The 12,848-nt window shown below is 45.8% G+C and carries 8 protein-coding genes and 1 pseudogene; 7 read left to right on the top strand and 2 right to left on the bottom strand.

Translation table 11 applies throughout. The features are described from left to right. Positions 1-31 precede the first annotated feature (31 nt). The 3 genes from OKX56_RS05005 (at position 32) to OKX56_RS04995 (ending at position 3,564) form a co-directional block, all read left to right on the top strand. A complete protein-coding gene (locus tag OKX56_RS05005; protein WP_019225018.1) occupies positions 32-784 on the top strand; it encodes a DUF2225 domain-containing protein in 753 nt (250 codons plus the stop codon). 34 nt (positions 785-818) lie between these two features. After that, complete coding sequence (gene asnS / locus OKX56_RS05000) at positions 819-2,210, top strand: asparagine--tRNA ligase (RefSeq protein ID WP_019225017.1); 1,392 nt, start codon at positions 819-821, stop codon at positions 2,208-2,210. Positions 2,211-2,394: 184 nt separating this feature from the next. Then, a complete protein-coding gene (locus OKX56_RS04995; protein ID WP_019225016.1) occupies positions 2,395-3,564 on the top strand; it encodes a pyridoxal-phosphate-dependent aminotransferase family protein in 1,170 nt (389 codons plus the stop codon). Between the two features lie 431 nt (positions 3,565-3,995). On the opposite strand, the gene OKX56_RS04990 is transcribed toward OKX56_RS04995, so the two are convergent. Together OKX56_RS04990 and OKX56_RS04985 are read right to left on the bottom strand one after the other, a co-directional pair. Beyond that, entirely contained in the window at positions 3,996-6,503 is a 2,508-nt protein-coding gene (locus OKX56_RS04990; protein ID WP_019225015.1) for a heterodisulfide reductase-related iron-sulfur binding cluster, read from the bottom strand. An 18-nt stretch (positions 6,504-6,521) separates the two neighbouring features. Continuing rightward, positions 6,522-6,659 (bottom strand): annotated as a pseudogene (locus OKX56_RS04985) (FAD-binding protein); the annotation flags it as partial. A gap of 304 nt (positions 6,660-6,963) precedes the next feature. Here OKX56_RS04985 and sleB point away from each other — a divergent pair. The 4 genes from sleB (at position 6,964) to pyrG (ending at position 12,689) form a co-directional block, all read left to right on the top strand. After that, a complete protein-coding gene (gene sleB, locus OKX56_RS04980; protein WP_068883187.1) occupies positions 6,964-7,671 on the top strand; it encodes a spore cortex-lytic enzyme in 708 nt (235 codons plus the stop codon). A gap of 12 nt (positions 7,672-7,683) precedes the next feature. Next, positions 7,684-9,105 carry a PepSY1/2 domain-containing protein gene (locus OKX56_RS04975; protein ID WP_019225013.1) on the top strand — a complete coding sequence of 474 codons (1,422 nt, stop codon included), beginning with the start codon at positions 7,684-7,686 and terminating at the stop codon, positions 9,103-9,105. A gap of 201 nt (positions 9,106-9,306) precedes the next feature. Further along, on the top strand, positions 9,307-10,992 hold the full coding sequence (gene argS, locus OKX56_RS04970; RefSeq protein ID WP_019225012.1) for an arginine--tRNA ligase: 1,686 nt from the start codon (positions 9,307-9,309) through the stop codon (positions 10,990-10,992). Positions 10,993-11,084: 92 nt separating this feature from the next. Further along, positions 11,085-12,689, top strand: coding sequence for a CTP synthase (pyrG, locus tag OKX56_RS04965; protein WP_025206222.1), 1,605 nt, complete (start codon positions 11,085-11,087; stop codon positions 12,687-12,689). Positions 12,690-12,848: the final 159 nt, after the last annotated feature.

Genomic DNA, 12,848 nt, shown 5'->3' with positions numbered 1-12,848 from the left:
ATTTTAAAGATGAGAAGGAAATATAAGGATTATGATGGATAAAAAGGATATAACTGAAAAGCTCGAGCCTCTCTACGACAAAAAGGTCGAATGCCTTTTATGCGGTCAGGAATTCGTGACCAAGAAAATCCGGTCAAGGTTCATTAAGCCGCGCAAGGTCGACAGCGATTTTGGTCAGATATTTGAGCAAGATGACAATAGTCCGTTATTCTACTATGTCATGGTCTGCCCTCATTGTGGTTTTTCTTTCACAGAGGATTTTTCCAAAATCATGGCACAAAATGTTCGCAAAAAAACCCTCGAGGAGATCTCCGGCAAGATGGATCACAGTAAAGACTTCTGCGGAGAGCGGGATTATCAGATGGCAGTCAGAACGTTTAAGCTAGCGATCTACTTTGCCCAGCTGATTAAAGAAAAACATGTTGTGCTGGCAAGGATCTGTCACCGCCTGGCGTGGATTTACCGCGGAGCCGGAATTGCTGAAGAAGAGATGAGATTTATGAACCTGGCCTGTACCGAATATGAACAATCTTTTCTTTATACGGATTTCAATCCGGAATTGACTCCGGAAATCCAGATTTTATATTTGATCGGTGAATTGAACCGCAGACTAGGAAAATACAATGAAGCTGTCAAATATTTTTCTACAGTCAGTGAACATCCTGACAAAAGCCGGTACATGAAATATGTCAATATGGCCAGAAATCAGTGGAGCGAAGCTGTCCAGGAATATCGAGAGAGCAAGAACAAACAGCAAATACAGCCAAACGTAAAATCAGAATAACTGAAGGGTGTATCAATTATAACAGGAGTTAATCATGAACAGTATAGCTGTAAAGCAAATTTATGAGGCAACAGAGGCAAAGATTGGGGAGCGTCTGCAAATCTCAGGCTGGGTAAGGACGGTCAGAGCATCCAAAGAATTTGGTTTTATCGAATTCAATGACGGCAGTTGCTTCAGAAACCTACAAATCGTCTATGGTCAGGATCTGCTAAATTTTTCAGAAGTCAGCCGACTCGGAGCCGGTTCCGCCATAACTGCGGAAGGGGTACTGGTTTCCTCTCCGGGGACAAACCAGGCTTTTGAGCTAAAAGCCGAGAAGATCCAAATCGAAAATGCCTGTCCGGCTGATTATCCGCTGCAGAAGAAAAAGCATAGTCTGGAATTTCTTAGAACGATTGCGCACCTCCGTCCCCGGACCAATACATTCTCGGCTGTATTCAGACTCAGGTCTGTCATTTCAATGGCCGTGCATCAGTTTTTTCAGGATAAAGGCTTTGTCTATGTGCATACGCCAATCATCACGGGAAGTGATGCCGAGGGAGCGGGAGAAATGTTTCGGATATCCACACTCAAGCTTGATCATCTGCCGCGTGATGACCGGGGAGTAGTGGATTACCGTCAGGATTTTTTTGGTAAGGAGACAAATCTTACGGTAAGCGGACAGCTGAATGCCGAAAGTTTTTGCCTTGCGTTTAAAGATGTCTACACATTTGGACCGACTTTCAGGGCAGAAAACTCCAATACGGCCAGGCATGCAGCCGAATTTTGGATGATTGAGCCGGAAATTGCCTTTGCAGAGTTAAACGATATCCAAAATCTCGCCGAGGAAATGATGAAGTATCTGATTGCTTATGCGCTGGAACACTGCCCGGACGAAATGGCGTTTTTTAGTAAGTTTATCGATAAAGAACTGCTGGCCCGGCTGAACAATGTTTTAGATTCGGAATTTGGCCGTCTGTCCTACAGCGACGCCATCGAGATTTTAAAGAAAGCCAATACGGATTTTGCTTATCCTGTGGAATGGGGATTAGACCTCCAAACTGAGCACGAACGTTTTTTAACCGAAAAGGTATTTGGAAAACCACTTTTCATTACAGATTACCCCAAGGAGATTAAGGCTTTTTACATGAGGCAAAACGATGATCAGCAGACGGTGGCTGCGATGGACCTGCTTGTTCCGGGTGTCGGTGAAATCATTGGCGGCAGTCAGAGAGAAGAAAGAACAGATTTGCTGACAAAACGAATTGCTCAGCTTGGAATGAGTGCGGAGCATTATGGCTGGTACCTTGAACTCAGAAAATATGGCGGGGTAAAACATGCAGGCTTCGGCCTCGGCTTTGAGCGCCTGATCATGTATTTAAGCGGGATTTCCAATATCCGTGATGTCATCCCGTTCCCGAGAACCGTAAAGTCCGCAGATTTCTAGCAAAAATTATTTTTAAATATTTATCCAAATGAGACATACAGATTTACTAGTCCTAAAATAATAATTATTGCGGCATTAATGGAAAATATTCTGACAGAATTAGCCGTAGAGACTAAATTAATGATATAATCCCTAATTGGAGTACAATTTTTTTAATGTTCTATTTTCAAGGAGGAAATTCCCAATGCCCAATAAAGAAATGCTCTTAATTCCCGGCCCGACACCTGTAGTCGACGAAATTTATGAGGCGCTTTCCCGGGAAACAATGTCCCATACGGATATGCGTTTTGCAGGTATTTTCAGCGAAGCTCTCGCTCAGACCAGAAAAATGTTCAATACGGATGGCGAAGTTTTTGTTATCGCCGGATCCGGAACACTAGCCATGGAAATGGCACTGGCCAATACGGTTGCCCGCGGTGAGAAGCTGCTCATCGTAAGCCATGGCTATTTTGGAGACCGCTTTATCGGAGTTGCGAAAGCTTTAGGGATTGAAGCTGAAGTACTGGCTGCTGAGTGGGGCAAACAAATTGAACCGAGTCAGATCGAAGAAAAGCTGCAGCAAGGCGGATATAAAGCTGTTACGGTAACCCACGCGGATACATCAACGGGAGTAGCTGCTAATCTGGACAAAGTTGTTCCGACAGTCAAAAAGTATGGCGCGCTCTTTATTTTAGACGGTGTATGTGCTTCCGGCGGACTTGAAGAAGATATGGGCAAAGCCTATGGTACTGACGATTATAAGATTGACGTTGTTTTGACCGCATCTCAGAAAGCGATCGGGGTTCCTCCTGGACTTGCGATTGTGGCCTTTGGACCGAAAGCCCTAGAATCCAGAGCGAAAATGGATGGTGTCAACAGTTACTATATGGATATCAACAACTGGAGCCCGGTCATGAAAGAGCCCCAGAAATATTTTGCGACCCACCCGATCAATATGATCTATGGCTATGCAGAAGCTATGAAAATCATTGCGGCAGAAGGAACGGCAGCGCGTTATCGTCGGCATGCAGCGATTGGCAAAGCAATCCGTGCGGCGGTCAGATCCATGGGCATGAATATTTTTGCTGCGGAAGAAGTCGCTGCTCCGACTTTAAGCTGCATTCTTTATCCAGAAGGAGTCAACGATGCCGAATTCAGAGCCGTACTCGCGAAGAAAGGGCTGATCGTAGCCGGATTACTCGCTTCTCTAGCCGGAAAAGGCTTCAGATTGGGACATATGGGGAACACCACGAATGATATTTTCTGCAAAGCGCTCGAAATCATTGGTGAAACACTCGGAGAAATGGGATTCCCGGTGGACAGCGCGAAAGCCGTCCAGGTGTTCAAGGACGTTTTTACTGAGAATAATAAATAAACCACTAAATTGCTCAAAAGTAAGAGATTTGAGGCTCTATGTAAAAAGGTTCGGGTGAACCCCTAAACAAGAGTAACTCTAAACCGATATGATGCTGATAATAGTTTTTGACTGTTATCAGCATTTTTTTTTGAGCTAAGCTAAGGTTGACGACATGGTGCCATCCGCTTTTCGGCTGTTTATTCTACTGAATGCCCCAAACCGCAGCGGCAAGACATGCTAATGGTTCACATGCTGAAAAACCCAGTGGTTCTAGCATGTTAGCAAGGATTTGAGCGAGTAGCCACGAAAACGTGCGAGCGGAATATCTGTGTAAGGCTACATTGCCTAAGAATAAGAATAAGAAAAAGACGTCTTAAATGATTTGAGACGTCCCTCAGAGACAAGTTACAAGACAGTCCGCTTTTTCTTGGATTAAGGTTACCTAGGCTTTATTTCCCTCTCAAATAATCCGCCATTTTCGGCATGAAGTACGGGATGATCTCGTCTAGCATTTTAGGCATGAGTACCTCCATCGTTTTGGGCATCAGGTTTGGCATCTGTTCTTCGAGGTACTCCGGCATCGGGATGGCTTCGCTTACTTTCTCAAGCATTCGCGGCATAACTTTATCCATGATGCCCGGGAGCAATCCGGGGAATAAGGAAGGTATCACGCTTTTCATCATGGAGATCATCGGCTCTTTGAACACTTCCGGCGCGTTCATCACCATTTTCATCATGTTCCTGTATGTGTCCGGCATGGCTTCAATCATCTCCGGAATTAGACCGGCCATCATATCGGCCATTCCCCAGGGGGTCATCATTCGGATCATCCCGTCAAAGACAGCCCACTTCTCATCGATGACCGGATCTGAGCACGGAATGTCATAGCCAAGGCTTTCGGCTGCCAGCGTAGATAAATCGCGGATCTTAATTGGCAGATGATTACCCTTGGCCGAGATTTTTAACTGGACCCTGCAGCAGGGACAGGCGGTAATAATCGTATCTGCACCGCACTCTATCGCTTCCTCAATCCGGGAAGCACCAATCTCAGAGGCGACCTTCGGATCAGCCACTAGGGAGATCACGGCGCCGCAGCAGTGCGCATCATAATGGTGAAAACGCATTTCCCTGAAGTTTGAGCCGGGGATTGCGTTGATCAGCGTACGTGGACCTTCAAACCTGGCTCCGGCCCGTCCCATATGACAAGGATCATGGTAGGTTGCCTGAAGGTTAAGTTCTTTGGCAAGCTTAAACTCTCCCGCTTCAATCTTTTCGGCCAAAACATCCGCATAATGTTTGGCATGCAGATCATATTCAATATTGTTGTCTTTGGCCCAATGGCGGTAATAGATTTCCCCGACCAGCCAGCAGGCCGGACAGGTTGTAATAACGGTCTTGGCCCCGGTCTGTTTCATCGCGGCAATATTTTTAGCTGCTGTTTCATTGAAGACTTCCCAGCGTCCGGATACGAGCATCGGTATGCCGCAGCACTGTTCTTTGTTGCCGAGATAAGCATATTTGATCCCTGCTTCCTTTAACAGCAAAGCAGTAGACTGGGCAATATCCTGTTCGACGAAGGATGAGGTACAGCCAGGAAAAAAGGCGTATTCGGCTTTTTCCTGGATACTGTCCCGAACCTCGTCAATGATCCATTTATCCCTGTCCTTAGCGTATCCGCCCCAAATATTGCCCTGCTGGCGCATCGTATTGGCCATGATTTCAAAAGGAGGAAATGTCCTGTACCCGAGTCCGTCTACCAGCAGCCCCCGCAGTTTTAGCCAGGAAGATTCATTCGGCAAATCCAGCTGACAGGTCCTGTTGCATAATTCACACGTCGTGCAGGCCAAGAAAGTGTCAACAACACGCTGGGTAAATTCGACTTCCCCTTCCAGAAGAAGTTTTAAAAACGTCCATTTGCCGCGCGGGGATTGGGACTCCCAACCCCGGCCGTAATATTGATCACATTGATCAACACAGTAGCCACATTGCGAACAGGCGTAGGCATACCAGACAATGTCACCTGGAATGCCTTTTCTCTCCTTGAATACTTCACCGGGATCTTTGGTTTTGGCCAAATTACCGAATATTTTGAGGATCGGGTCAAACGTACCTGCAAGTTCAATTCCCCTGGACAAAAAACTGTTGTCCAGGACTTTGCCCGGATTCATCATTTTATTCGGGTCAACCTGCTTTTTGAATGCGGTCAGTTTTTTGACCCTGTCCTTGCCTAAGATCTTTTCGACGAACCCGATAAAATATAAGCCGGACGCATACGGTCTGCCCTGGTATTTCTGAGCGGTGTTCAGAATAGACAGAGAAAGCGCATAAGCAAGATTGAAGTTAAACTGCCTTTCATCATGCAGGATGAAACCCAGCAGAACAAATTCCTGGGAATTTGTCGCGAAGCCCTCCAGAATAAATGGGTGCTTAACTTCGGCCGTAATCTCTTGAATGACTTTATCGAGGTTTTCCAGCGGGATAATAATCTCGCTTGGAATCAGGGAAGGGGCAATCCTCTTGGCCCTGACGGGTTCAAAACGGGCATCCCATTCATGCCGGGCGATTTCGGCGGAGAGAAATTCTCCGTTGTTTTTTTGGGCGATTTCCATCACATCGGCCTGAACAAGATCGCAACGGTCGTTGGTACAAGACAGAATCGCTATATATTTTTCGGGCAGAATCGGTCTGTGCTCATCCGTGACTGGCTCCCCGTGATGATAATGCGGCGGCAGATTATTCTTTAACCTCGCAGCATCTGGGTTGATAAATGATACCGACCATAAAGGCACTTTGCGGGAAAACAGATCTTTCATCAATCCTGCAAGATGGTCCGGATTGCCAAAAGCGATGGCTTTGACATGCATTGGTTTCAGCATTTTAACCCGGATGCTGATCTCGCTGATTAAACCAGTGATTCCATTAACGTCCGAAACCAGATCCAGACCCGAACCCTGCATGAATTTGACAGAGCCATCTGGCAAGACAACTCTGGCAGACAGTACATTGTCTCGGAAGTAGCCGAATTCATAACTGCCGATTCCAGCACCGCCCTGCGCAAGCCATCCACCGACCGTCGAAGAAGGAGCACTTGTCGGGTATAACGCCAGCGTCAGGTTCTTTTGTAATATCCCACTGTGTCAGAATGTTCTTCATTTTTAGAGATTTACCTCTCTAAACAAGCCAAATATAGAAATATTTATAAGAGTTTGAGAAAGTAATATCCTTATATTCTTTGTAATAATCATAGAAATTTATTAATAAGCTGGCTGTAAAAATTTGGACTGGCAGAACAGATGATTTTTAGCGGATAAACCGCTGCTAACCAAGCCAGAATAAGAAGAAAGCTGAATCGGAGCTGGCATGAAAAACAGCAAAGAAATGCGGTGCAATAGAAATAACTTCGGGTGAGGTGAAAGCATGGATCAGAATTCCAATGAAAAAAAACAAAAAAAAATATTCAGTATTATAACGGTAAGTCTTATTCTGTGTCTGATTCTTTCTGCTGCCAGTCAGGCTGCTCTTGGAGACCGGACACTGTCCAAGGGTTCCAGAGGTTCTGAAGTCAAAGCCTTGCAGAACAAACTGGTCCAACTCGGGTATCAGGTCGGAAAAGTTGACGGTATTTATGGAAAGTCAACCGTGGCTGCCGTCAAAAGATTTCAAAAAAGCAGAGGATTAAAAGCTGACGGCATAGCCGGAGACAAAACGATTCGGGAGTTAAAAAGACTGACAGGTGAAAGTACTACCTCTTCCGGGAAACAGGTCGGTTTTAAGAACGCCGATTTTCAGCTGCTGGCTCGGTGTGTTTATGCGGAAGGCCGCGGTGAACCGTATATTGGTCAGGTCGCGATCGGGGCCTGTATCATGAATAGGATTAAAAGTTCCTCCTTCCCGAAAACCATCGCCGGTGTCATTTACGAGCCAAAGGCCTTTTCGGCAGTAGATGACGGTCAGATCAACCTTCAACCTGATGAAACCGCCATTAAGGCAGCCAGGGAAGCGATGAACGGATCTGATCCGACCAATGGAGCGGTCTATTATTTTAATCCCGACAAGACCACCAATAAATTTGTCTGGTCAAGACCGCAGATCAAAAAAATTGGCAAACATATTTTTACACGTTAGGGGGGGGTACCGATGAACGCTGAATCAAAAAAAAGGCTGCTTTCCTGGCTGTCCTTGACGTTAGGGATTGCGCTGATTTTCTCTCTGGGCTGGGGTTATTATGAGTTCAGGGAACTCAAAGAGTATAAGACGGAAACAGAAAACCAGTATTCGAGGGCTTTTACGGATCTTGTGACGTCGTTAAACGAAGTGGAAACAAGTATAGCCAAAGCCAAGGTTGCGGGTAGCACGGCCCAAAGGGTGCTTTATCTCGGAGAAACTTGGAAGGGAAGCGAAAGTGCGGTCAGCCGCCTTGGCCAGCTGCCGGCAGACGAGGTCGGGATTAGCTATGTTGACACGTTTATCAACCAGGTCGGTGATTTCAGCAAGGCCATGACTCGCAAGATGGCTGCTGCCGCCGTGATGAGTGCTGAGGAGCAGGCTACATTAAACAAAATGCATGAAAGAGTGATAGAAATCAACCGCTCAGTTCAGCAAGTTTACAATCAGTTTAATTCCGAGAACCTCGCCTGGGTGGACAAACCCAAAGGATTGCTGCAAAAAATCGGTTTCGGAAAATCCATTCAGACCGCTGCTCAGGGTGATGAAAACAGCGGAAAGACCAATCAGCAAAATCAACAGGCAGCTGCCCAAACGCCAACTTCTGTCAGAGGCGGATTGAAGCAGCTTGATGTCAGCCTTCAGAAATATCCTCCATTCACATATCAGGGAGAACTGGACAAGCATTATGTGGATAAGCCGCTTGGTTTACCGGAAGGAGAAATTAATGAAAGCAAAGCCGTGGAGGTTGGCAAGCGTTTTCTTGAAGATTTGGGGCAGACAGGTGCGGCTCCACAATTAAGCGGTTTAAGCGACAACCTCCTCGGAGGATTTAATCTTACGTATAAGGACAGCTATTTGGAGGTCAGCAAAAAAGGCGGTGTCGTCACGTTTTACCGGGACCAGCGTGAATTAAACGATCGCCAGCTCGATGTCAAAAAAACCTTGGATAGTACCTATGCCTCTCTGGCCAGGATAGGATGGGATCTGGTCGTAACTTCTTCCGAGGATCTCGGGTCCTATGTTTTGGTTGATGCAGTTCCGCGGGAGAACGGGACACTGCTGTATCCTGACAAGATCAGGCTGACCATAGCGACAGATAACGGTCAGATCATTGGCTTCGACGCTAACCCCTACTATGCGTATCATCATCAACGAAATCTGAATCGCGTGCTTACACTGGAGCAGGCCAAGGCAAAACTCAAGAAAGAATTTAAGATCATCGAAACAAAAATGGCGGTGATCTCAAAATTAGGGACAAATGAAGCCTTTTGTTATGAATTCAGAGGGACGGCATTTGGGGAGGAGTATATGGTTTATATCAATGCGCTGAATGGGACGGAAGAAAAAATTAGCAGGGTTGTCAATACGCCTGCCGGAAAATTAATCCAGTAAGGATTAAGATAAGAATTAACAAAATAAGTATTGAAAAAAAATGCATTTCCAATATAATTGGTAAATGTAAAATAATTAAGCAGAGAAAGACCTTCTTTTTCTGCTTAATTATTTGGGCGCTGGTATTTTTACTGAAAATGTATTAAAATTTATTATAGTTATGTACATTTCCAGCGGTCCTATGAAGGAGGAGCTTCAGGTTTGAGCGTTTATGAGAAAATCAGGGAAAATGTCAGTAAAAAATTAGAACAGGCGATCCTCTGTGCACGCGAAAAAGGAGCGTTGGCTTTTCAGGAAATACCTTCTTACGTTTTAGAAGAACCAAGAGAACGTGAGCATGGTGATTTGGCGACCAACCTTGCTATGCTGTTAACCAAACAGGCAAAAAGAGCTCCGCGGGATATAGCAGCAATCATTATTGATAATCTGGATACGGCAGATACCTGGATTACCTCAAGTGAAATAGCCGGACCCGGATTTATTAATTTCCGCCTGGATCCTGCCTGGCTGACAGGCGTAATTCCTGAAATATCTGCCCAGGGTGAAAAATACGGGTTTGTCAACATCGGCCAGGGTGAAAAAATTCAGGTTGAGTTTGTCAGTGCGAATCCGACAGGCCTTTTGCATATGGGGAATGCCAGAGGAGCTGCTTTGGGGGACAGTTTGGCCTCACTGCTGGCGATGGCCGGGTACGAGGTCAGCAGGGAATTTTATATCAATGATGCAGGCAATCAGATTCATAATTTTGCGCTATCGCTGGAAGCCAGATATCTCCAGCTTATGGGGGTTGAAGTACCTTTCCCGGAGGCCGGGTATCATGGTGAAGATTTGATTTATACTGTCAAAAATATCATTGAAAAAGACGGAGATCAATATGTCCGGATGGAAGAACAGACCCGCCGGGATATTCTTGTCAGTTATGCTCTTAAAGAAAAAATCAATGATATCAAAGAAACGCTGGCGGATTTTGGCGTTTTCTATGATGTATGGTTCAGTGAAAAGTCTTTGCATGAGTCCGGCTATATTCGTGAGACGATGAAGCGGCTGGAAGACAAAGAATATATTTATGAAAAGGAAGGTGCTCTCTGGCTGAAAGCAATCCTTCCGGGAGATGAAAAAGACGAAGTCATTGTGCGCGGCAATGGGGTTCCGACCTATTTTGCAGCGGATATTGCGTATCACCGCAATAAGTTCGAACGGGGTTTTAAAAAGGTTATCAATATCTGGGGAGCAGACCACCATGGACATGTCGCCCGCATGAAAGGCGCAATGCAGGCTCTGGGATACAGCCCTGATTCTCTTCAGGTCATCCTCATGCAGCTCGTAAGGCTGATTCAGGACGGTGATATCGTCAAGATGTCAAAGCGTTCCGGTCAGTATATCACGCTGAGGGAACTGATTGATGAAGTTGGCAAAGATGCAGCCAGGTTCTTCTTCCTGCTGCGTGACCCGGATTCTACGGTTGAGTTTGACCTTGACCTGGCAAAATCCCAGTCCGCCGATAACCCGGTTTACTATGTGCAGTATGCGCATGCTCGGTTGTGCAGTATCTTAAGACAGGCGGAAGAACAGGGTTTCGAATCGCAGCTGATTCCTGGTGAATATCAGCTGGCGCTTCTTGTTTCTGCGGAGGAAAGAGATCTATTGAAGAAATTGGCGGATCTGCCTGGGGAAATTGTGCTGGCAGCAAAGCTAACCGAACCGCACAGGCTTGCAAGGTATGTGCTTGACTTGGCGGCGCTATTCCATACTTTTTACAATAGTCAGCGTGTTCTGATTGAGGATCCCGATTTGCGGACAGCCCGGCTGGGACTGATTCGCTCAACCAGACAGGTATTGGCGAATGTCTTGAAGATACTGGGTGTATCAGCCCCGGAAAGAATGTAAACTTATCTTTGGAAGTTAATTAATTTGACATACAACGTAGCACAGGACTCTAGACTTTAGAATTTTATGAGATAAGGAAAGGGTAGAAAAGGATGACGAAATTTATATTTGTTACCGGAGGCGTAGTAAGTTCCCTGGGTAAAGGAATAACAGCCGCTTCTTTGGGATGTTTATTGAAGAAAAGGGGACTCAAGGTCGCAATCCAAAAATTTGACCCCTATATTAATGTCGATCCTGGAACAATGAGCCCTTACCAGCATGGAGAAGTGTTTGTTACCGATGACGGAGCGGAAACCGATCTTGACCTCGGGCACTACGAAAGATTTATTGATGTTCCGTTATCCAAAAACAGCAATGTGACTGCAGGAAAGATTTACTGGTCGGTCATCACCAAGGAACGCAAAGGCGACTATCTTGGCGGCACGGTTCAAGTGATTCCTCATATTACGAATGAGATTAAAGAACGTATTTACCGGGTTGCCAGAGAGAGTAATCCCGATGTTGTGATTACTGAAATTGGCGGGACTGTCGGCGATATGGAGTCACTGCCGTTTTTGGAAGCCATTCGTCAGGTCCGTGGAGATATGGGCAAAGAGAATGTCTGTTATATCCACGTCACCCTTCTTCCTTATCTGTCGGCTTCCGGTGAGGTTAAGACCAAACCGACGCAGCATTCGGTCAAGGAACTCAGAGGTATCGGAATTCAGCCCAATATTTTGGTTTGCCGGGCTGACAAAGCAATTGACGATGATCTCAAAGAAAAACTAGCTTTATTATGTGATATTGACAAAGAAGCTATCATAACTAATACCACAGCTCCGACGATTTATGAGGTTCCGCTTCGTCTTCAGGAAGAAGGTATGGATGATATCGTTCTGTGCTGTTTGGGTATTAAAGCCCCCAAAGCGGATATGTCAACGTGGGAAAAAATGGTCTTGAAGATTAAGTCTCCATGCAGGTATACAGAAATTGCGATTGTCGGTAAATATGTCACTTTACCCGACGCCTACCTCAGCGTAGCAGAAGCCTTGCGCCATGCCGGTATCGATCAGGGGGCCGGTGTAAAAATCCGCTGGATTAATTCTGAGGAGCTTGAGGTTCCAGGGGCAGATTTGGGGCAGATATTTACCGGAATTAAAGGCATCCTGGTACCGGGAGGATTCGGAAACAGAGGGATTGAAGGGAAGCTCAAGGCGATCCAGTATGCCAGAGAGAACAAAGTACCGTATTTAGGCATTTGTCTCGGGATGCAGTGTGCCATCATTGAATTTGCCAGAAACGTCTGTGGGCTAAAAGGCGCGAATAGTACAGAATTTAACCCTGATACGGAGTATCCCGTGATCGATTTGCTGCCGGAACAAAAAGATATTGAAGATATGGGCGGGACGATGCGTTTGGGGATTTCTCCGGTCAGGGTCAAACCGAATACCCTTGCCAACTCGGCGTATTCCAGTGAAGTGATTTATGAGCGGCATCGTCACCGCTATGAAGTGAACAATTATTACCGGGAAATCCTCGAGAAGAACGGCATGGTATTCTCGGGCACATCCCCGGACGACAGACTCGTTGAAATATCGGAATATCCGGATCATCCCTGGTTTGTGGCTTCTCAGTTTCATCCTGAATTTAAGTCCAGACCGAACCGGCCGCATCCACTCTTCAAAAACTTTGTCACAGCAACACTGAAGGAAATATAAGACAGCAAACAACAGATGTTTAAGATCATATGATTACGTTTAAAATTAATAGGATAACAGGATGAAGAAAAAACGTTTATTGCCAGTCAACCGGTTCACGTCGAACAGGGTGATTGGTATTTCTATGAATTGTATTTCCGCAGATGATAGAATGGAATG

Origin of the sequence: Dehalobacter sp. (genome assembly GCF_030063005.1) — a bacterium.
GTDB classification, from domain to species: Bacteria; Bacillota; Desulfitobacteriia; order Desulfitobacteriales; family Syntrophobotulaceae; genus Dehalobacter; species Dehalobacter restrictus.
Note: the sequence above shows the minus strand (reverse complement) of the source record. Positions and strands in the feature narration are given on the sequence as shown.

Excerpts from the sequence above, each read along its gene's own strand:
- OKX56_RS05005 (WP_019225018.1), top strand. The coding sequence starts at position 32 with ATGATGGATAAAAAGGATATAACTGAAAAGCTCGAGCCTCTCTACGAC.
- asnS (WP_019225017.1), top strand. The coding sequence starts at position 819 with ATGAACAGTATAGCTGTAAAGCAAATTTATGAGGCAACAGAGGCAAAG.
- OKX56_RS04995 (WP_019225016.1), top strand. The coding sequence starts at position 2,395 with ATGCCCAATAAAGAAATGCTCTTAATTCCCGGCCCGACACCTGTAGTC.
- OKX56_RS04990 (WP_019225015.1), bottom strand. The coding sequence starts at position 6,503 with ATGCAGGGTTCGGGTCTGGATCTGGTTTCGGACGTTAATGGAATCACT.
- sleB (WP_068883187.1), top strand. The coding sequence starts at position 6,964 with ATGGATCAGAATTCCAATGAAAAAAAACAAAAAAAAATATTCAGTATT.
- OKX56_RS04975 (WP_019225013.1), top strand. The coding sequence starts at position 7,684 with ATGAACGCTGAATCAAAAAAAAGGCTGCTTTCCTGGCTGTCCTTGACG.
- pyrG (WP_025206222.1), top strand. The coding sequence starts at position 11,085 with ATGACGAAATTTATATTTGTTACCGGAGGCGTAGTAAGTTCCCTGGGT.